This window comes from Actinoplanes derwentensis (genome assembly GCF_900104725.1).
Lineage (GTDB): Bacteria > Actinomycetota > Actinomycetes > Mycobacteriales > Micromonosporaceae > Actinoplanes > Actinoplanes derwentensis.
The window spans coordinates 6917234-6936420 of sequence record NZ_LT629758.1; the positions used below are offsets into that span (position 1 = coordinate 6917234).

Here is a 19187-nt window from a genome sequence, read left to right on the forward strand (position 1 = left end):
GATCGTGAGAGTGCCCTCTACCCGCCACAGGCAAGTAGAACGGCCCCGGACACTGCGGAAACGCGGTCCGGGGCTGTGCTCGTTGGTGACCTCGGCCGGTCGGCTGGTCGGCGGTGTGCGGATGGCAGTTCCGAGAAGTAGTCGCGGAGCAGGGCAATCTTTCCCCGGCGGAGGCGGAAGATCTGTACGAGTGACATCGTCGTTCGTCGGCCACTGGGTTCGTCGAAGGCGACGTCGATCTCGGCGATGAAGACGTCCGGGTCAGCGGTGTCGTGCAGGGTGAAGGCGGACCGTTCCAGGTTCACCGTGGCCTGGTAGGTCGGCTGCTGGTGGTACACGCTGATTCCGGCACGGATCGCATCGCGGCCCACCAGGCTCCGATGCAGCGGGTGGCCGTCGGGAGCCAGTGGCGCGTCGTACACGCCGTCGTCGGTGAACATGGCGGCGATGGCGTCCGGGTTCCGGGTGACCGCACCGGCGTACAGATACCGCTCGAAGACTTCCTCATGTGTCAGGTCCACTCTCCAGCCTAGCGCCGAACACGAACCAGCAGCCCTGCCCGACCCTCACGGTCAGAAGACCTGCGACGTCGGCGATCGGGGACAAGTCGGTGAGCAGATGGTGCGGGAGCTGGCGGTCTCGGAACCGTGAGTTCCAGGCGGATTCGTCCGGTGCCGCCCTGACCGGCGATCCGCTGGCGCTCGCCAGCGCCTTGGAGAAGATCCAACGCACCCTCCGATGCGGGAGCGGGTGCGCCGCTTACGGGAGCAGGCCGCGCTGACTCGGAGCTGGTGACCCCGCCCATATTTCAGGTGTGTTAATCGACCTCCGGGATTAGCCTCGACCCGTTACATCTGAGGCAGCCGGAGGTCAGCCCGTGACCGCATTACGTCAGTACCTAGGCGTGTGGCAGATCCCCGGAGCCAAAGTCCTCTTCCCGGTCGGGATCATCGCCCGGCTCGGCATCGGCATGACCCCGTTGTCTCTGCTCCTGCTGGTCGAGCAGACCACCGGACGGTACGCGGCGGCCGGCCTCGCGGGCGGTGTCTACGCCCTGGCCGGTGCCGCTGTCAGCCCGTTCGCCGGGCGGCTCGCCGACCGGATCGGGGCCGCGCCGATCCTGCTTGCCACTGCTGTCCTGCATCCGCTGGCGCTGGCGGCTCTGCTGCTGGCGAGCCGGGGCGGGACGGCGGCTCTGGAGTGGATCTTCGTGGCCTCGGCGGCTGCCGGTGCGACGTACCCGCCATTGACCGCGGCGATCCGCCGCGCCTGGAACGACATCACCGCGCCCGGCACCGGCCGGCATCATCTGCGGTCCGCCGCGATCGCCGCCGAGACGTCGCTGTTCGAGCTGGTGTTCGTGCTCGGCCCGATGCTGGTGGCGGCGTTCATGCTGGTCACCGGCAATCCGGCGTCCGCCCTGATCAGTGCGGCGGTGGCGACCCTGGTCGGTACGGCGTGGGTCGCCCGCCTTCCGATGATGCGCCACCGTGGCACCCTGGACGCGGGTGCCGCCGCGAAGGGGCTCGGCCCGCTGCGAGCCAGCGGTTTCCCGGCGCTGCTGGGGTGTGCCGGCGCGCTCGGCATCGGGTTCGGGTCGGCCGGCGTGATCGTCCCGGCGTACGCCGCCCAGCATGGTGGTGGTGAGTCGCTCGGCGGTGTGCTGCTCGGGCTCTGGGGTGTCGGCAGCGCCGTCGGCGGCATCTGGTTCGGCACCCGCCGCCCGGTGATGCACCAGTCCCGGCAGTTCGCCTGGCTGCTGGGTGCGGTGTCGGTGAGTTTCCTGGTGCTGGCGCTGATGCCGAGCCCGCTCTGGCTCGGTGTCGCCCTGGTGTTCGGTGGTGCCGCCATCGCGCCCGCGCTGACGCTGGAGACCAGTCTGGTCGGCCGGTTCTCGCCGGCCGGCATGATGAACGAGGCGTTCACCTGGATGATCACCGTCTCGGTGGCCGGCAGTGCGGCCGGTGGCGCGATCGCCGGTGTGATCGTCGACCAGCCGGGTGGCCTGCCGTGGTCGTTCGTCTTCGCGTCCGTGGTGCTGATGCTGGCGGCCGCGGTCGCCGCCGTACCGGAGGGTTCGATGGCCCGGGCCGACCGGCACGCCGCCGAGCGGTTGTCCACAGCCCTGGCGGCCGACCCGGCGTGATCGCGCGGTTGTCCACAGCCCCGAAAAGGGGACGCCGCTTGATCCTCCGCATTCGATAGCCTGCGAGGGAGGCTTTCGGTGACGGGGCGGTGACGCCCACAAGGGGGCGGCGATGTCCAAAGAGGTCGACACCATGCGCGCGGCGGACGGCGACCGTCAGCAGATCGCCGACCAGTTGAAGTCGGCACTCGACGAGGGCCGGCTGACACTGCATGAGTACGACGAGCGTGTCGGTCTCGCCTACGCCGCTCGTACTTATGCGGAGCTTCTTGTCCTGGTCCAGGATCTGCCCCGTTCGGGCATGACCAACGCCGAGGTGAAAGCCCAGGCCAGGAAGCTGGCCCGTCGCCTCCCGACCGCTTTGCTCGTTCTCTGGACAATCTGGGGCGCTCTGGCCGCGGTGAACGTCGTCGTCTACGCGCTGGTCGCGGTCTCGGTCACCGATTTCGTGTACCCGTGGCCGATCTGGCTGCTGGTGCCGGCTGTCGCGCTCGGCGCGGTGACCGTGGGAGTGCAAGTGATCCGTGATCAGAACGGGAAGCAATGACCGCATCGACCCGTGTTCCGTTGTCCGTGCTCGACCTGGCCACGGTTCGGGAGGGCCATGGCAGCGCCGACGCGCTGCGCGGCACGATCGAGATCGCCCGTGCCGCCGACGAGCTGGGGTTCGCCCGGTTCTGGGTGGCCGAGCACCACAACATGCCGGCTGTCGCGTCGACGTCGCCGCCGGTGCTGATCAGCGCGGTCGCCGCGCACACCCGGGACATCCGGGTCGGTTCCGGCGGGGTGATGCTGCCCAATCACATGCCGTTCGTGGTGGCCGAGCAGTTCGCGCTGCTGGAGGCGCTCTATCCGGGCCGGGTCGACCTGGGCATCGGCCGTGCGCCCGGCACCGATCAGGCGACCGCGGCGGCGTTGCGCGGGGTGTCGCCTCGGCTGGCGGTGGAGCGGTTCCCGGAGCATCTGCGATCGCTGCTGGGGCTGCTCGGTGACGCGCGGGTGCCGGCGGGCAAGCTCAGTGCCACTCCGGCGCCGGAGACGTTTCCGGAGGTGTGGATGCTGGGCTCGTCCACCTACGGTGCTCAGATCGCGGCGGCGCTCGGCCTGCCGTTCTGTTATGCGTATCACTTCGCCATGGGCTCCGATGTGGACGGCGCTCTACGTCTCTACCGGGACGGTTTCCAGCCGTCGCCACGCCGCCCCGAGCCGTGGGTCATGGTCAGCGCTTCGGTGCTGGCCGCGGAGACCACCGAGGAGGCGCAGTTTCTGGCCGGCCCGAGCCGGATGATGGCACTCAGCCTGCGGACCGGCCGGCTCGGCCCGATGGTGTCGCCGCAGACGGCGGCGCAGCGCGAGCTGTCCGACATGGACCGTGCGGTGCTGGAGGCACTGCCCGGCACCCAGTTCGCGGGCACCGCCGCCGAGGTCGTCGCCGGCCTGGAGGCGCTGGCCGATCGCACCGGTGCCGACGAGTTGATGCTGGCCGGGTCGGTCTACGATCCGGCGACCCGCGTCGACAGCCTCACTCGCATCGCCAAGGAGTGGACCCGATGACCTGGCGGTTGACCTCTGACGTCGAGCTGTTCGAGAAGCAGGCCGGGCAGTTCCTGAGGTCCGAGCCGGTCCGGCACACCGTTCTTCTCACGGTGGTCGCCGCCTTGCGATCCAGAGGCCCCCATGTGTACGGCACCGATGACCCGATTCTGGGCTGGTGGACGTCCCCGGCGGGTAGCGTCGAAGGGGCGATGCTGCAGACACCGCCCTACCCGCTCACACTGACCGAGGTCCCGCCCGAGGCAGTGCCTGAGGCGGCGTACGCCATCGCTGATCGTGGCCTTTTGAACGCCGCGAACCTGCTCGTCAAGGACATCCCGGCCTTCACCGACGCGTGGTTGTCCCGTGCCGGAGGCACGTGCGAGGCCGGCATGCGGAGCCGACTCTTCCGGCTGACGGAACTGACCCCGCCCGACCCGATGCCGATCGGTGCCGCCCGCCAGGCCGCCCCGTCGGACCGTGCGCTGCTGGTGGACTGGTTCAGTGATTTCTATGACTACATCGGCGAGCGTCCGTCCGATGTGGGCCCGGTTCTCGACGACCGTCTGAGCGGCGACGGCATCACGATCTGGGAGGCGGCCGGCGAACCTGTCGCGATGGCCGCCCGCTCCCGCATCGAGGCCGCCATGGCCCGGATCCAGTACGTGTACACCCCGCCCGTACACCGCAGGCAGGGTTTCGGCGGTGCGGCCACCACTGCGGCCACCCGAAAAGCGCTTGATGCCGGCGCCACTGAGGTGGTGCTGTTCACGGACCTGTCGAACCCGACGAGTAACGCCCTTTATCCACGGCTGGGTTACCGGCCGATCGAAGACCGAGCGGTGGTGGAGTTCTCCAGTTGACCTCTCCCCGCCCTAAAGGACCCCGTTGGGGAACGGCCAAAACGGTATGTAACGACCTTCAGCCAGCGAGGTCGAGGTCGAGTTGGGTGAGGTGGCTGGTTCTGGTTCGGCCGAGTGGTGTTCCGGTGAGCCAGGCGTCGATGCGGACGATGTTGGCTGCGGTAGCGGCGAGGAGGTGACCGAGGTGGGTCTTGTCCGCACCGGTGTATCGGGTGCTCCGGATTCCGGTGTGCCGGACGACCTGGGAGATCGTGGCCTCGACTCCGGCGCGGATGTGGTAGCGCTGCTGCCACGCCTCGGTGACCTGTTCACCACGTCTGGCCTCCAAGACTTCCTGCTGAGCTGCGGGAAGCAGGGTGAGGCTGCGACCCCATTTACTGTTGACGCTGGCAGTGGTGCACTCGGCCCGGACCGGGCAACCCGTGCAGTCACCGGCGGCGAAGTGCACTCGTGCCAGTTCGGTGCCGCTGCTCTTGCGCTGGGCCGACCAGCTGATACTGGTCTTGCCCTGCGGGCAGGTCACGGCCTTGGACTGCCAGTCGATGCGGAAGGCGCTCTGCGGGAAACGTTCGCCCTGGTGGGTATCCAGTCCTACCGGACCGAGCAGATCGATACCGTGTTCGTCGCGAGCGGTCACGATGTGCGCGGCGGTGACGTAACCGGCGTCGACCACATGTTCGCCCGGCACTCGTTGCCGGCAGGCCATGTTCTGATGGATGGTCCCGGTTGTCTCGGTGTCGGTGACTGTGGCATCGGTGGTCAGCACACCAGTGATGATCCGCGGCAGGTCCGCCTCGCAGGTCTCGCTGAAATGCACCTTGTAACCGGACCAGCCCAGACCCCGTTTGAGGCCGTAGCGGGCGTCGATGTCGTACGGCGAGGCCAGCCGGTTTCTACTGGGCGGGAGGTCTTTGCCCTCCCGCCAGTGCACCTCCTCACCAGCACGCTGGTACTGCTGCTCCCACACCTGGCCGAGGACCTGGACCGCCGGGATCTCCCGCAACCATGCCGGCGCACCGGGTGCAGCGACCGCGTCCAGGATCAGATAGCCGTCCCGCCCTACCTGCTCAGCCCACCGCATGCGCACGTCGTCGCCCTTGGGGAAGCGGTACGAGTCGATCCGGGCACCGTATCGCCCGGCCCAGTCGGCATCGATGCGTGGGGCGAGCCACTGTGGAGCGGTCTTGGCCAGGACTTCGAGGGCCGCCCGCAGGGTTTCCCCGACGAACTCCATCCGGTTCAACGTGCGCACCGCTGCCAGCACATGGGTGGAGTCGGTGCGTTGCCGGCCACCGGCGCGCAGCAGTCCCAGCCGCGAGCAGTGGTCCAGGATCACCTCCAGGACCTTCTCCTCCAGCCCATGTTTGATCAGCCGGGCCCGGAAATCGCCAAGGATCGTGTAGTCGAAACCGGGATCATCGAGTTCCAGACCGAGCAGGTACTTCCAGTCCATCCTGGCCCGGACCTGGTCAGCGGCCTGCCTGTCGCTGAGCCCTTCCGCGTACTGCAGCACCGACACCAGCGCCAACACCCCCGGCGAGGCCGCCGGACGGCCCACCGCCGGGAACGCCAGTGCGAACGCCGAATCGCCAAAGACCGGCCCGAGCGCGTCTCGGATCCGCACCGCGAGAGTGCCCTTCGGGAACGACGCCCGCACCACCCGCGCGGTCAACTCCGGCACCCCACGGTCATCCCACGCTTCCAGCGACACCCTGAACCCTTTCCACCCGGCAAACCCGACAATCATGCCAACAAGCGGATTCAGATGGTTTGGCCGTTCCCCAACGGGGTCCTAAAGGACGGGGATTCCGGCGGTCGCCCGCCGGGTTCCTGCTTCACAGCCTGCCGCCCCGAACGGAGATTCCCCCGTTGAGGTCTTACGCCGGCTCCACAGGCAGACACCGCCAGCCCGGCGGCCAAAATGTTGCGTGCCGCGTTCACGTCACGGTCGTGGGTCGTGCCGCACCGGCACGTCCATTCCCGTACGTTCAGCGGCATCTTGTCAGCGATGGCTCCGCACGCCGAGCAGACCTTGGACGACGGGTACCAGCGGTCGATCACGACCAGGTCCCGGCCGTACCACTCGGCCTTGTAGGTCAGCAGGGAGCGGAAGTCATGCCAGGCCGCGTCGCTGATGGCGCGGGCCAGGCTGTGGTTCTTGACCATGTTGCGTACGGCCAGGTCCTCGATCACGATCGTTTGGTTCTCACGAACGAGCCGAGTAGTCAGTTTGTGCAGGATGTCGCGTCGCCGGTCGGTGATGCGGGCGTGGACGCGGGCAACCTTGAGCCGGGCCTCGGCCCGGTTCTTGGAGCCCTTGTCCTTGCGGGCCAGTTCTCGCTGCGCGCGGGCCAGCCGCTTGCGGTCGGTGCGTTCGTGGCGGGGGTTGGCGACCTTCTCCCCGGTGGACAGGGTGACCAGATGGGTCAACCCGGCGTCGATCCCGACCGCTGCCGTGGTGGCAGGCATCGGGGCCGGGATGTCCTCGCAGAGCAGGGACACGAACCAGCGGCCCGCCGAGTCCCGCGACACCGTCACCGTGGACGGTGTCTGCCCCTCGGGCAGCGGCCTGGACCAGACGATGTCCAGCGGAGCGGACATCTTCGCCAGGGTCAGCTTGCCGTCCTTGAAGCGGAACGCGGACGGGGTGAACTCGGCCGACGCCCGCGACTTGCGCTTGGACTTGAAGCGCGGGTAGCGGGTCCGTTTCTCCCAGAACGCGGAGAACGCGCCTTGCAGGTGCCGCAGGCACTGCTGCAAGGGCACGGAGGAGACCTCGTTGAGGAAGGCCAGTTCCTCGGACTTCTTCCACGCGGTCAGCATGGCGCTGGTGGCGTTGTAGTTGACTCGCTCCTGGCGCTGGTACCAGCCCTCGGTGCGGGCCTGCAACGCCAGGTTGTAGACCTTGCGCACGCACCCGAACGTCCGGTTCAGCAGGTCGGCCTGCTCCGGGTCCGGGTAGAAGCGGAACTTGAACGCCCGCTTCACGCTTGAGGTCACGCTCACAAGTTAGCACAATAGTTTGGAAACGATCGTGCGGGCTTGTCGCGGGTGGTAGACGCCTATCCGCCTTGACGGCGGATCGGCTATCCCCGACCTGCTCCGCAGGGGTTCCGTTTCCTCTCCGGCCTGAAGGCCGGAGTATCCACGGAAGGAAATCTGATGACCAGCGGCATAGTGCTCTCCCTCAACGTCGGCGGCTCCGCGGCTACGCCCGTTCGTGGCCCCGGCGTCACCGGTATCGGTAAGCGCCCCGTCGACCATCCGGTGACGGTGCGCCGCCCCGGCCCGAAGACGACCGGCCTGCACAGCGGCATCGTCGGCGACTTCATCGGCGACACCAAACATCACGGCGGCGACGACCAGGCGGTGTACGCGTACGCCATCGAGGACTACGCCTGGTGGTCCGCCGAGCTGGGCCGTGAGCTGAAGCCCGCCCTTTTCGGTGAGAACCTGACGACGCAAGGCCTGAACCTCTACGACGCCGTTCTCGGTGAACGATGGCGAGTCGGCGACGAGGTGGTGCTGGAGACGACGTTCGGCCGGGTCCCGTGCGCCACGTTCCAGCACCGGATGGGCGAGCCCGGTTGGATCAAACGGTTCGCCGCGGCCAACCGCACCGGCGCCTACCTGCGCATCGTGCGGGAGGGTTCGGTCGCCACCGGCGATCGCATCGAGGTGATCGACCGGCCCGCACATGGGTTGACGCTGTCCGAGGCGTTCAACATCTACATGCACGCCCCGGAGAACCTGGCCCGCCTGCTGATCGCCGACGCCCTCCCCTTGTCGACCCGCACCAAGATCGAGCAGCGCTTGTCCACCGCTCCGCGGTGAGTTTCAAATCCTCCGAGCGGCGGTACGCGATCCGGAGGCTACGCGGGAACTTCGCCGGGTGAAGATGGGCACCGGCCCGGAGCTCAGCCAGCCCTTGAAGAAGAAGCTGGCCACGCAACTGCTACCACCCACGCATATGGAAGATCTAATCATCGCTGAGGAAAGCTTCCAGGAGCTTCGCCGCAACGGCATGCGGTAGGACCGTCGACCAGATCACTTCTCCCGGACCGGGCTCCAAGCCTGCCACACCGTCTGGTTCGGGAAGCCAGCTTGCATGGTCGATTCCGGGAACTGAATTGATGATGACGGAGAATATCCTGGAATCGGCGATGTTCTCCGTGCCGATGATCAGATAGGTTTCCTCGCCGTGAGCCCTGGCCAGAGCCGTCACTTTGTAGTGGTTGAACTCAACTTGATAGGGATTACCATCCCTGAGAGAACGGGCGATGATCTCGCGGACCGTCGTTCGGATTTGATCTTCCAAGGCGAATGCCTGCTCTACTTCTAGACGCTTCCAATCCCAATCGGTCGGCATCCAGATGTCGGAGCTTCCGCCTTCACGAGTCCACACCGCGGCAAGGGCGGCGTAGAAGTCACTCGGGTCACCGTCGCGGCGATACCCGGCCGCGCCCATCCACCAGGGGGCTCGACGGAGCAGGGGACTCACATCCGGCTGGTCGGCTTCAGGCAGGCGGGTCACCACCCCACGCCATCGGCCCGTCTTTACCTTGAACCATATGCGGTCCTTGAGCGCAAGAGTCCTTTCGACGCCGCCAGCCTCATACGATTCCGGTAGCCGTTGCGCTTGACGGATCAATGGATGATCAATATTGCATAGCGATTCATCGATTGACGGGATAGGCAGATCGACATCGGCCATACAGGCTCGCGTGGGTCGGACAGGTTTGGAATCGCCGTTCATTATGTGAGCTTAGTTCTAAACCGCCCGGCCCCGGAGACCGCACCTAGCCGGCCTTGGGCATGCCGCCGTATTCATCAAGCTGATCAACCGGCACGTCGGTGAGAAGCGAGACGGCGGAGGCAGAGGAGCCATCAAGGCGACTCAGAGCTGCCTTGATGCCGTCATTGATCTCGGCGCGATGCGCCTCGATGTATTCACGAACGGCAGCATCAACAAGATCCTTCTTGGCTTTACCAAGAAAATGAGCCGCATGAGAAATCAGCTGATCGGTACCAACATCGACCTTGATGGGAGAAGACGTAGCGGCCATGACGGACCCCTTCCAACAACTCGCGGTACCCAGGTACCGCAGTACCCTACGACACCATCCCTGTTGGGCCACGATACCGACCTCAGATAAATGTGGCGAGTGGGATGCGGATCTCCTCATGCCCGAGGGTTGGTAGTGCTGGCCCTACCTGGGTTGGGGTGGCTGCTGCAATGACTCGGGGGTGGGGGATCGGCAGGATTTGATGCATGACGACGGATATCAAGAGGACTCGGGTTCTGCAGGGTGCGGCGCTGATGGTCAGTGCGGCTGTTGCGCTTGTCGGGTCGGGGGCGGCTGTTGCTGCGGCTCCGGGGCATGTGGACGGCGGGCGCGACCCGGTCATGCGGGACGTTGCCCGGCAGGTGCTCTCCGTGGGGGTTCCCGGGTATGTGGCTCGGATCGACTACGGGCGCAAGGTCGGCGTCACCCTGGCCGGCGTTGCGGATCGGCGGGACGGGCGGAAGTTGACCGTTCGGGATCAGTTCGAGGTTGGCAGTAACACCAAGACGTTCACCGCGGTTCTTGCCCTTCAGCTTGTTGACCAGGGAAAGTTGCGGCTTGACTCGCCGGTGGAGAAGTACCTGCCGGGGGTGGTGCCGAACGGGCGGAACATCACGGTTCGGATGCTGCTTCAGCACACCAGTGGGCTGTTCAACTACACCGCCGATCCGGACTTCTTCGTCGACATCGACAAGCGGCCGCAGCATGTTCACACCGAGAACGAGTTGCTTGCGGTGGCTTTCAAACACGCGCCGAACTTCGCTCCGGGTACCGACTGGGCGTACTCCAACACGAACTACATCCTGATCGGGATGGTTCTTCAGAAGCTGACCGGCAGGAGTCTGCCGGCGCTGGTCGAGCAGCGGATCGCCGCGCCGCTCGGGCTGGTGAACACCTACTTCGCCGATCCTCGCGCCATCAACACGGGACCGGGCTACGCCCGCGGCTACAGCGTCTCGTTCGCCGGGACGTCGCCCGTCTACACCGATGTGTCTGCGCGGCCGCTCGGCGGATGGGCGGGGGCCGCCGGTGCGGTCATCTCCACGCCGGCGGAACTGTCCCGGTTCTTCGAGGCGCTGCTGGGTGGGGACTTGATCTCGGCTGAGCAGCTCAAGCAGATGAAGACCACCGTTGAGCTGGGTGAAGGGTTCGGGGAGGGTGGTTACGGGCTGGGGCTCATGCGGATCGACTCGCCGTGCGGGACCGTCTGGGGCCACGGCGGCGACACCCTGGGACACCACAGCGCGGCCGTGACCACGGAGAACGGGCGCCGGTCGGCCGTCACCGACGCCACCGCCGAGCCGAGTGACACCAGCCCGAACGAGGGCGTGCTCCGCTTCGTCAAGGTCGTCCAGGCCGCCGACACCGTCACCATCTGCCGGATGCTCGACAAGCCCGCCCCTCAGGCCGTGATGGACGCGCTGCGCAGCTAGAAGCTAGAAGGCGTTGAACAGCAACTGCGGTGCGAAGCCCAGGACGACCGCCACGGCCGACGTGGCCAGCAACGTCGCGGTCACCGAGCGGGACACCGGGAAGTACGGGTGGGTGACGTTGTAGAGCAGCGCGGGGTCGGCCACCAGCAGGCCGGGCTGGGTGGGGTACGTGTAGAGCAGGGCCGCCACCCGGACGTAGTAGGCCAGGGCCACCACCGCGTTGATCACCACGACTGCGGCCAGCCACGTCCAGCCCTCGGCGATCAGGGCTCCCACCACCGTCACCTTGGCGAACAGACCGGCCAGTCCGGGCGGCAGGCCGGCCAGCCCGGACAGGGCCAGGATCATCGCGGCACCCAGCCAACGGTGCTGGTGGGCCAGACCCCGGTAGTCGTTCAAAGTGCCGCCGTCGGTGTCCGCGGGGGTCCGGGAGGCCAGGGCCACCGCGGAGTGGGCCACCACCTTCGCCGGACGCAGAGCCGTCACCACGCTGAAGGCGATCAGTTCCAGGACCACGAAGAAGACCGCGTACGACAGGGCGGCAGGCACTCCGGGGGCGCCCATCGCCAACGCGGCCAGGATGTAGCCGGCCTGGGCTATCGAGGACCACGCCAGCAATCGGACCATCCTGGTCTGACTCAGGGCCACCAGGTTGCCGACCGTCATCGTCAGCACGGCCAGCGCGGATAGGACCGCCCCGGTGTCCAGGTGGGCCACCACCGCGGCCAGGGCCAGGATTCCACCGAGTTTGGACGCGGTCGACAGGTAGGCGGCTACCGGGATGGGTGCGCCGTCGTAGGTGGTGGGGGCCCAGGCGTGCAACGGGACCGCGGCCACCTTGAAGGCCAGGCCGATCACCAGCAGGGCCGATCCCACGCTGCCCAGAGCAGCGAACGGTGCGGCGGCGGGGACCAGGAGGTTCAGGTGCACGGCACCGGTCGCGACGTAGATCAGGGCCAGGCCCAGCAGGGCTATCGCCGTTGAGATCACGCTGACCAGGAAGAACGTCAGGGAGGCTTCGGCGGGGCGGACGCTGGGGCGAGCGAACGGGGCGTACCGGCGCAAGCCGACCAGGATGTAGAGCGGAAGGGTCAACGTCTCCAAGCCGACGATCAAGGTCAGGAGATCGCCCGCGTACGCCACGGTCACGCCGCCGGTCATCGAGCAGGCCAGCAGGAAGCAGAACTCGCCGGCGGGAGCCGCGCCCAGCCGTAGTGCCGGGATCGACAGGCCCAGGACTCCGGCGGTCAGGGCGGCGAACAGCGCCGCTGCCACTGCGGCCGGCCAGGTCGGGACCCAGGAGCAGCCGCCGGTGGTGCAGAACGTCGAGTCCCACGGGCCGACGGCCAGGGCGCTGACCGCTACGGCAAGAGTGCCGAGCAGGGTCGCGGCCACGGTGGCTGTTCGCCGGGCGAGGAGCAGGTCGGCCAGCAGGGCCAGGATCGCGGTTCCGGCTGCGGCGTAGAGCGGCAGCAGGGCGAGGTGATCGACGGCCTGACTTCTCACCGGTGGACTCCCAGCAGGGTGGTCAGTGGCGCAAGGGTGTCAGTGATGATCAGGGCCGGTAGCACGCCGACGGCCAGGGTGAGCAGGACCAGCGGGGCCCAGGCCAGCCACTCGGCCCAGGAGAGTTCGGGGGCGGCATCGGCGACAACCGGGCGGGCCGGAGCAGTGGGAACCTCGGCGGGTGCGACTTTCGTGAACAGAAGAGGCGCGCTGTAGTCGAAGATCGCGGGCCGGGGAACCACCGGGGCAGTGGGAGCCACCGACGGGAGCAGGACGTGGGCCTCGTACGACGTGGGGTCGAGGGCCCGAACCTCGGGAGTCGGCAGACCGTGTGTCAACCGCCGCAGCAGGCGCAGGAAATAGGCCGCGGTCAAGGCCCCGCCGACGGCGGCGATCGTGGCCAGGGTCGACCACAGCGGGCCGCCGCGCTGGACGGCCGCGACCACCGCGAACGCCTCGCCCCAGAAGCCGGCCAGGCCGGGTAGCCCGAGTGAGGCGATGGCGGCGAAGCCGAACAGCCCGGCCAGACGTGGCGAGGTCTCGCGCAGGCCGCTGAGCTGGTTGAGGGAGCCGGTGCCGGTGCGGTCCTTGATCGTTCCGGCGAGGAAGAACAGCAGGCCGGTGATCAGGCCGTGGGCGATGTTGCCGATCAGGGCGGCCTGGATTCCGGTGACCGACAGGGTGGCGATGCCGAGCAGGACGAAGCCCATGTGGCCGACGCTGGAGTAGGCGATCAGGCGTTTCAGTTCGGTCTGGCGCAGGCAGATCAGGGCACCGGCGATGATCGCGATCACGGCCAGGATGCCCAGGACGGGGGCGGCCCACGCGGCGCCGAGAGGGGCCACGCCGACGCCGACGCGGATCAGGCCGTAGGTGCCCATCTTGAGCAACACCCCGGCCAGGATCACCGAGCCGACGGTGGGTGCTTCGGTGTGCGCGTCGGGCAGCCAGGTGTGCAGTGGCCAGAGCGGGGCTTTGATCGCGAACGCGACGGCCAGCAGGGCGAAGACCGCGTACTGGGTGTTGCGGTTCAGGTCGATCGCACCGGTCAGCACAACCAGGTCACCGGTGCCGGACTGGGTGACGACGATCAGGACGCCGAGCAGCAGCAGGACCGAGCCGACCAGGGTGTAGAGGACGAATTTGCGGGCGGCGGCCCGGCGGCGTGGGCCGCCCCAGCCGGCGATCACCGCGTACATCGGCAGCAGGACGACCTCGAAGAACAGGAAGAACAGGATCAGGTCGAAAGCCAGGAAAGTGCCGAGGACCCCGACTTCCAGGACCAGCAGGAGGGCGGCCAGGCTGCGGCCGGCGCCGCCGACCGGGACCTTCTTGATGGTGTACGCGCAACAGAGCGCCGTGAGCAGCCCGGTCAGAACGATCAGCGGGTACGAGATCCCGTCCACACCGAGGTGGAAGTCGAGTCCGAGCGCGGGCACCCAGTCCAGGTCTACCTGCGCCCACGGCAGGAGCCCGGGTGGGTAGAACCAGCCGACGTCCCACGGCCGGAAGGACACCAGCGCGAGCGCTATCAGGAAGGTGACCGTGGCGAAGCCGGTGGCGACGATCCGGGCCTGCCGGTCGCGGGCCGCCGGGTACAGCGCGACCACACCCGCCCCCAGCAACGGCACCACGAGCAGGGCGATCAGCAGCACCTGCGGCAGGCCCCAGGCGGGTTCGAGGTAATCGCGGTACATCAGGCGGCTCCCCACCAGGCGATGGCACCGAGCAGCAGGGCGGCGGCACAGACGGCGACCGCGGCGGCGGGCAGCGGCAGCCGGTGGACTTCTTTCAGAACGGCACCGACCTGGGCGGTTCCGGCGCCGGTCCCGGTGACGGTGGCGTCGACGATGCGGATGTCGCCGGTGGTGGCCCACTTGGCGAGCGTCTTCGCCGGTCGTACCAGCAATCGGTCTTGGAGGTCGTCGAGCCGGAAACCGGCGGCCAGCAACGGACGGGCCCGGCCCAGCGCCTCGGCCGGGTCGACGCCGGGCACCGCCCACCACAGCCACCACGCGGTGCCGGCGCCGGTGGCGAGCAGCAGCATCGGCAGGGCGACGGCGACGCCGAGGTGTGGGTCGTCGAGTTCCAGGGCGGTGCGGAAGCCGGGGGCGAAGGCGGCCAGGCCGAGCAGCGAGGCCGGGATCGCGAGCAGGATCAGCGGCCAGCGCATCGGGCCCGGCGGATCGTGCGGGCTGTCGGGAGCCTGGTAGCGGGCGTCATCGAAGCCGACTTCCCAAGTGTGGCCGGGGGCACGGGCGACTCCGAAGAAAGCCCGGAGCAACAGGCGCGTGGCGTACCAGGCGGTGAGACCGACGGAGAACAGCGCGGTGATCCAGACCAGCCACGCGGACCAGATCGGCGCGGTCTCGCCGCCTTCGGTGGCGTGCGCGGCGGCGGTGAGCACGTTCTCCTTGGACCAGAATCCGGCGAGCGGTGGCAGGCCGGCGAGCGCGCCGAGGCCGATCACGAACGACCAGAAGGTGACCGGCATGTGCTCGCGCAGGCCGCCCATCCGGGACAGCAGGTTGGTGCCGACGGCATGGATGACCGCACCCGCGGCGAGGAACAGCAGCGCCTTGAACGCGGCGTGGGTGAGCAGGTGGAACAGGGCGGCGGCGGGTGATCCGACGGCCAGGGCGCCGGTCATGTAGCCGATCTGCGAGACGGTCGACCAGGCCAGGACGCGTTTCAGGTCGTCCTGGGCCATCGCGGACAGCGCCCCGAGCGCGATGGTGATCGAGGCCATCACCGCGAGCACGGCCAGTGCCGTCGACGACTGGGTGTAGAGCGGGTAGAGCCGGAAGACCACCCAGACGCCGGCTGCGACCATGGTGGCGGCGTGGATAAGCGCGGAGATCGGGGTCGGTCCGGCCATCGCGTCCGGCAGCCAGGTGTGCAGCGGGAACTGGGCGCTCTTACCGGCCACTCCGGCCAGGATCAGCAGCAGCGCGGCGGTCAGCGTGCCGGTGGAGTAGCCGGTGGCGAGCACCTCGCTCAGCCGTGGGGTGCCGGCCTCGGTGATCAGGACGGCGATGCCGAGCAGGAACCCGATGTCACCGACCCGGGTGACCAGGAACGCTTTCACCGCGGCGGCCGGGGCCTCGGGCAGTCGCCGGTCGTGGCCGATCAGCAGGTAGGAGCAGGCGCCCATCACCTCCCAGCCGACCAGCATGACGATCAGATCGTTCGCTGTCACGACCAGGAGCATCGCGCCGGTGAAGAGGCTGATCTGGGCGGCGTAGGGGGCGTAACGGTCGTCATCGTGCAGGTAGGTGATCGAGTAGACCTGTACGCACAGGGCCACGATCGTGACGGCTAGCGCGACGTAGACGACGGCCGGGTTGATCGCGACGCCGAAACTCACCGTGAGGTCGCCGAATTCGACCAGGTCCACGCCGGTCTCGAACGGTCCGGAGGCGGTCAGCAGCACCAGCGTGAGCAGCAGTGCAACCACCGCGCCGGTCACTGAGAGAACGATCGCGAGACGACGGCTCTGCAGAAGAAGACCGATCAGGCCCACGATCAGCGGTACGACCGGAAGAAGCGGTCCGGCCACGTCGACGCTCACCCGGCCACCCGTTCCTCGTCGTCGTCCAGGCGCACGTCGTCGACGACGACCGCCTGACGCATCCGGTAGTACTGCAACACGATCGCCAGGCCGACCCCCACCTCGGCGGCGGCCAGCACGATCACGAAGAGGGTGAGGACTCCGCCGGTGCCGGGCTGGGCAGCGCTCGGGCGGGCCCACGACTCGACGGCGACGCCGGTCAGCGCGGACCGCAGCGACACGTCGGCGGTGACCAGGATCAGGTTGACCGCGTTCAGCATCAGCTCGACGGCCATCAGGACCAGGATCGCGTTGCGCCGCCGCAGGACGCCATAGACGCCCAGGCCGAAGAGCAGAGCGGCGATGACGTACGGGATGGTGACGTGCATCAGGCTTCCTCGCGGTGCGCGCCGATGTCCGGGCGGGACAGCACGATCGCGCCGATCAGGGCGGACAGCAGCAGGATCGACAGGACCTCGAACGGCAGCACCCAGGTACCGAAGATCTGCTCACCGACCCGTTCGGCGGTGCCGGGCTGCGGCTGCGGAAACTCGATCCAGTGGAACGCGTCGATGAACAGGGCGGCCAGGCCGACACCCACACCACCGCCGATCAGGACAGCCGGCAGGCCGGGCCGGTCCAGGTCCGGTGACGGTCCGATCGGGGCGCGGGTCAGCATCACCGCGAACAGCAGCAGCACGACGACCGCGCCGACGTAGACCAGGATCTGCACCCAGGCCACCAGCTCAGCGCCGAGAACCAGGTAGAGACCGGCGATCGCGCCCAGGCTGACGACCAGGTAGAAGCCGGAACGGACCAGGTGGGAGCTGGTGACGACCAGGGCTCCGGACCCGACCGCGACGGCGCCCAGTGCCAGCAGGAGCACGTCGGCGACGGTCACGTGGCGGCTCCCGGCTTCGGGCGTACCGCCGCTGGTCTTGCGGTTTTCGCCGCGGTGGCCGCGCCCGGACCGGCTGCCTTGCGAGCCGCCGTCGCCTCCTCCTTCGAGGGCTCGCCGAGCACGTCGTGCGCGGGCGGCGGCGGGACGGTCCGCATCCACTCGCCCAGCCGGTTCTTGTCGTGCAGCAGGTCGAGGACGTCGGTCTCGGCGTACTCGAACTCGGGTGTCCAGTGCAGCGCGTCGAACGGGCAGACCTCGATGCAGATGCCGCAGTACATGCAGAGGGAGAAGTCGATGTCGAACTTGTCCAGCACGTTGCGCTGGCGAGCGCGCGCGGCGCCGGGAACGACGACCTCCTCCTTGTGCGAGTCGATGTAGATGCACCAGTCGGGGCACTCGCGGGCGCAGAGCATGCAGACCGTGCAGTTCTCCTCGGACAGCGCGATCACGCCACGGGAACGCGGTGGCAGGTCGGGTTGCACGTCCGGGTACTGCTGGGTGGTGGTCCGCTTGGTCAACGTCTTCAAGGTCACGGCGAGGCCGTCGAGCAGGCCTTTACCGGGAGTCTCACTCACAAGGGACCATCCTGCCCCGTCACCGGACTCGGCGCGACCTTGCCCCGCTGTCAGGTCAGGGATTTGACGGCCACGGTCAGAACCAGCTGGGCCAGCGACACCGGGACCAGGATCAGCCAGCACAGACGTTGAAGCTGATCCTCACGCAGGCGTGGATAGGTGACCCGCAACCAGATGATCACGAAGGCCACGGCAAAGATCTTCAAAAACGTCCAGAGCCAACCCAATTGCTCCTCGTACGGGCCGTGCCAGCCGCCCAGGAACAGCACCGTGGTCAACCCGGCGATCACCACGATGCCCACGTATTCGGCGAGCAGGAAGAACGCGAAGCGCAGGCCGGTGTACTCGGTCATGTAGCCGAAGACCAGCTCGGAGTCGGCGATCGGCATGTCGAACGGGGGCCGGCGGATCTCGGCCAGCCCGGCGATGAAGAAGACCAGCGCGGCCGGGGCCTGCCAGATCAGCCACCACGGCTGCCACGCCTGCACGATGCCGGGCAGGCTCAGGGTGCCGGCCGCCATCGCGACGCTGGCCGCCGACAGGACCAGCGGCAGTTCGTAACCGAGCATCTGGGCGGCGCCGCGGACCCCGCCGAGCAGGCTGTACTTGTTCGCCGACGACCAGGCCGACATCAGCACCGCGACCACACCGATGCCCAGGACCGCGAGCACCAGGAACAGGCCGATGTCCAGGCTCTGCCCGACCAGCCCGGGGCCGAGCGGGATGGTCATGATGACGAGCAGGTACGGGAACAGCGCGACGATCGGGGCGAGCTGGAAGACCGTACGATCGGCGTCCTTCGGGGTGATGTCCTCCTTCTGGACGAACTTCACCCCGTCCGCGATCAGCTGCGCCCAGCCGTGGAAGGCGCCCGCGTACATCGGCCCGAGCCGGCCCTGCATGTGCGCCATCACCTTGTGCTCCACCTGGCCGACGACCAGCGGCAACACCAGGAAGGCAGCCATCACGGCGAGCACCCGGATCAGCAGGTCCATCAGGATCTCGTCCCCTTGAGCGGGCCCCACTCGTTCGGGTCCGGGACACCCGGCGGGCGCATCGGGGCGCGTTTGCTCGTGCCGCCCTCCGACTCCCCGGGTTCCTTCGCGCCCGGCCACGGTTTCGCCACCCGGGCGGCCAGCACGAACTCTTTCCGCAGCGGATGCCCCTCGAACTCCGGTGGCAGCAGCAGCGGGCGCAGGCCGGGATGACGAGAGAAACCGATCCCGAACATCTCGTACGTCTCCCGCTCGTGCCAGTCCGCGCCCGGATACAGGTCCACCAGCGACTCCACCAGCGGATCCACCCGTGGCACCCGGGTCCGCAGCAGCAACCCGTGCCGGCGGCGGGTCGACCAGAGGTGGGCGATCACCGAGAATCCGCCGTCCAACTCGTCCACCGCCGACAGCCAGTCGAAGAAGTCACAGCCCAGCGCACCGGCGTCCCGGGCCGCCTCGGCCGCGAACCACCATCGGGCCACCGGCACATCCAGCACCGCCCGGGCGTGGCCCGGCCCGCCGCCGGAAACCCCGGCAGTCACCGTGCCCTTCTCCGGGTCGTCGGTGGCCAGCAGATTGACCAGGCGTTCACCGACCTCTTCGGGCGTCATGCCGGTCA

At 68.2% G+C, this 19187-nt stretch carries 19 protein-coding genes and 1 pseudogene; 7 read left to right on the forward strand and 13 right to left on the reverse strand.

The annotated features are described in order from the left end of the window. Positions 1 to 17 precede the first annotated feature (17 nt). Positions 18 to 521, reverse strand: a complete 504-nt coding sequence (locus BLU81_RS30405) for a nuclear transport factor 2 family protein (RefSeq protein ID WP_092548875.1) — start codon at positions 519 to 521, stop codon at positions 18 to 20. A 119-nt stretch (positions 522 to 640) separates the two neighbouring features. On the opposite strand from BLU81_RS30405, the pseudogene BLU81_RS51820 reads away from it, so the two are divergent. From BLU81_RS51820 to BLU81_RS30430, 5 genes and pseudogenes are all read left to right on the forward strand, one after another. Then, a pseudogene (locus BLU81_RS51820) lies at positions 641 to 730 on the forward strand (protease HtpX); the annotation flags it as partial. Between the two features lie 147 nt (positions 731 to 877). Beyond that, a complete protein-coding gene (locus BLU81_RS30415; protein WP_092548877.1) occupies positions 878 to 2146 on the forward strand; it encodes an MFS transporter in 1269 nt (422 codons plus the stop codon). A gap of 112 nt (positions 2147 to 2258) precedes the next feature. Then, entirely contained in the window at positions 2259 to 2693 is a 435-nt protein-coding gene (locus tag BLU81_RS30420; protein ID WP_231953587.1) for a DUF1707 SHOCT-like domain-containing protein, read from the forward strand. Beyond that, on the forward strand, positions 2690 to 3700 hold the full coding sequence (locus BLU81_RS30425) for an LLM class flavin-dependent oxidoreductase (protein ID WP_092548880.1): 1011 nt from the start codon (positions 2690 to 2692) through the stop codon (positions 3698 to 3700). The genes BLU81_RS30420 and BLU81_RS30425 overlap by 4 nt, the downstream gene beginning before the upstream one ends. Next, entirely contained in the window at positions 3697 to 4542 is an 846-nt protein-coding gene (locus BLU81_RS30430; protein WP_092557857.1) for a GNAT family N-acetyltransferase, read from the forward strand. The genes BLU81_RS30425 and BLU81_RS30430 overlap by 4 nt, the downstream gene beginning before the upstream one ends. A 58-nt stretch (positions 4543 to 4600) precedes the next feature. Here the strand turns inward: BLU81_RS30430 and BLU81_RS30435 are convergent, their stop codons facing one another. Continuing rightward, positions 4601 to 6253 carry an IS1182 family transposase gene (locus BLU81_RS30435; RefSeq protein ID WP_092540493.1) on the reverse strand — a complete coding sequence of 551 codons (1653 nt, stop codon included), beginning with the start codon at positions 6251 to 6253 and terminating at the stop codon, positions 4601 to 4603. Positions 6254 to 6303: 50 nt separating this feature from the next. Then, complete coding sequence (locus tag BLU81_RS30440) at positions 6304 to 7542, reverse strand: RNA-guided endonuclease InsQ/TnpB family protein (protein ID WP_157751363.1); 1239 nt, start codon at positions 7540 to 7542, stop codon at positions 6304 to 6306. Between the two features lie 162 nt (positions 7543 to 7704). Here BLU81_RS30440 and BLU81_RS30445 point away from each other — a divergent pair, with 162 nt between their 5' ends. Further along, positions 7705 to 8376, forward strand: coding sequence for an MOSC domain-containing protein (locus BLU81_RS30445; protein ID WP_092548883.1), 672 nt, complete (start codon positions 7705 to 7707; stop codon positions 8374 to 8376). 145 nt (positions 8377 to 8521) lie between these two features. Here the strand turns inward: BLU81_RS30445 and BLU81_RS30450 are convergent, their stop codons facing one another. Both BLU81_RS30450 and BLU81_RS30455 read right to left on the reverse strand, forming a co-directional pair. Continuing rightward, positions 8522 to 9256: a hypothetical protein gene (locus BLU81_RS30450; RefSeq protein WP_157751845.1), complete on the reverse strand. Its 735-nt coding sequence runs from the start codon at positions 9254 to 9256 to the stop codon at positions 8522 to 8524. 85 nt (positions 9257 to 9341) lie between these two features. Then, complete coding sequence (locus tag BLU81_RS30455; protein ID WP_092548888.1) at positions 9342 to 9608, reverse strand: hypothetical protein; 267 nt, start codon at positions 9606 to 9608, stop codon at positions 9342 to 9344. A gap of 206 nt (positions 9609 to 9814) precedes the next feature. Here BLU81_RS30455 and BLU81_RS30460 point away from each other — a divergent pair, with 206 nt between their 5' ends. Then, positions 9815 to 11041, forward strand: a complete 1227-nt coding sequence (locus BLU81_RS30460; protein WP_092548890.1) for a serine hydrolase domain-containing protein — start codon at positions 9815 to 9817, stop codon at positions 11039 to 11041. 3 nt (positions 11042 to 11044) lie between these two features. Here BLU81_RS30460 and BLU81_RS30465 read toward each other — a convergent pair whose 3' ends face one another. Genes BLU81_RS30465 through BLU81_RS30500 form a run of 8 tightly spaced genes read right to left on the reverse strand, consistent with a single transcriptional unit; the run spans position 11045 to position 19179 of the window. Further along, a complete protein-coding gene (locus BLU81_RS30465; protein ID WP_092548893.1) occupies positions 11045 to 12547 on the reverse strand; it encodes an NADH-quinone oxidoreductase subunit N in 1503 nt (500 codons plus the stop codon). Beyond that, entirely contained in the window at positions 12544 to 14244 is a 1701-nt protein-coding gene (locus BLU81_RS30470) for a complex I subunit 4 family protein (RefSeq protein ID WP_092557859.1), read from the reverse strand. Before BLU81_RS30470 ends, BLU81_RS30465 begins: the two co-directional genes overlap by 4 nt. After that, complete coding sequence (locus BLU81_RS30475; RefSeq protein WP_092548895.1) at positions 14244 to 16118, reverse strand: NADH-quinone oxidoreductase subunit 5 family protein; 1875 nt, start codon at positions 16116 to 16118, stop codon at positions 14244 to 14246. Before BLU81_RS30475 ends, BLU81_RS30470 begins: the two co-directional genes overlap by 1 nt. Further along, on the reverse strand, positions 16115 to 16486 hold the full coding sequence (gene nuoK / locus BLU81_RS30480) for an NADH-quinone oxidoreductase subunit NuoK (protein WP_092548898.1): 372 nt from the start codon (positions 16484 to 16486) through the stop codon (positions 16115 to 16117). Before nuoK ends, BLU81_RS30475 begins: the two co-directional genes overlap by 4 nt. Continuing rightward, a complete protein-coding gene (locus BLU81_RS30485) occupies positions 16486 to 16998 on the reverse strand; it encodes an NADH-quinone oxidoreductase subunit J family protein (RefSeq protein WP_092548901.1) in 513 nt (170 codons plus the stop codon). Before BLU81_RS30485 ends, nuoK begins: the two co-directional genes overlap by 1 nt. Next, the gene (locus tag BLU81_RS30490; RefSeq protein ID WP_092548903.1) at positions 16995 to 17573 is read right to left on the reverse strand and encodes a 4Fe-4S binding protein; all 579 of its coding nucleotides are present in this window, start codon (positions 17571 to 17573) and stop codon (positions 16995 to 16997) included. The genes BLU81_RS30485 and BLU81_RS30490 overlap by 4 nt, the downstream gene beginning before the upstream one ends. A gap of 50 nt (positions 17574 to 17623) precedes the next feature. After that, the gene (gene nuoH / locus BLU81_RS30495; protein WP_092548906.1) at positions 17624 to 18568 is read right to left on the reverse strand and encodes an NADH-quinone oxidoreductase subunit NuoH; all 945 of its coding nucleotides are present in this window, start codon (positions 18566 to 18568) and stop codon (positions 17624 to 17626) included. Continuing rightward, positions 18568 to 19179 carry an NADH-quinone oxidoreductase subunit C gene (locus BLU81_RS30500; RefSeq protein WP_092557861.1) on the reverse strand — a complete coding sequence of 204 codons (612 nt, stop codon included), beginning with the start codon at positions 19177 to 19179 and terminating at the stop codon, positions 18568 to 18570. The genes nuoH and BLU81_RS30500 overlap by 1 nt, the downstream gene beginning before the upstream one ends. Between the last annotated feature and the right edge of the window lie 8 nt (positions 19180 to 19187).

Excerpts from the sequence above, each read along its gene's own strand:
- BLU81_RS30420 (WP_231953587.1), top strand. The coding sequence starts at position 2,259 with ATGTCCAAAGAGGTCGACACCATGCGCGCGGCGGACGGCGACCGTCAG.
- BLU81_RS30455 (WP_092548888.1), bottom strand. The coding sequence starts at position 9,608 with ATGGCCGCTACGTCTTCTCCCATCAAGGTCGATGTTGGTACCGATCAG.
- BLU81_RS30450 (WP_157751845.1), bottom strand. The coding sequence starts at position 9,256 with ATGGCCGATGTCGATCTGCCTATCCCGTCAATCGATGAATCGCTATGC.
- BLU81_RS30460 (WP_092548890.1), top strand. The coding sequence starts at position 9,815 with ATGACGACGGATATCAAGAGGACTCGGGTTCTGCAGGGTGCGGCGCTG.
- BLU81_RS30430 (WP_092557857.1), top strand. The coding sequence starts at position 3,697 with ATGACCTGGCGGTTGACCTCTGACGTCGAGCTGTTCGAGAAGCAGGCC.
- BLU81_RS30445 (WP_092548883.1), top strand. The coding sequence starts at position 7,705 with ATGACCAGCGGCATAGTGCTCTCCCTCAACGTCGGCGGCTCCGCGGCT.
- BLU81_RS30470 (WP_092557859.1), bottom strand. The coding sequence starts at position 14,244 with ATGTACCGCGATTACCTCGAACCCGCCTGGGGCCTGCCGCAGGTGCTG.
- nuoH (WP_092548906.1), bottom strand. The coding sequence starts at position 18,568 with ATGGACCTGCTGATCCGGGTGCTCGCCGTGATGGCTGCCTTCCTGGTG.
- nuoK (WP_092548898.1), bottom strand. The coding sequence starts at position 16,486 with ATGCACGTCACCATCCCGTACGTCATCGCCGCTCTGCTCTTCGGCCTG.
- BLU81_RS30500 (WP_092557861.1), bottom strand. The coding sequence starts at position 19,179 with ATGACGCCCGAAGAGGTCGGTGAACGCCTGGTCAATCTGCTGGCCACC.
- BLU81_RS30425 (WP_092548880.1), top strand. The coding sequence starts at position 2,690 with ATGACCGCATCGACCCGTGTTCCGTTGTCCGTGCTCGACCTGGCCACG.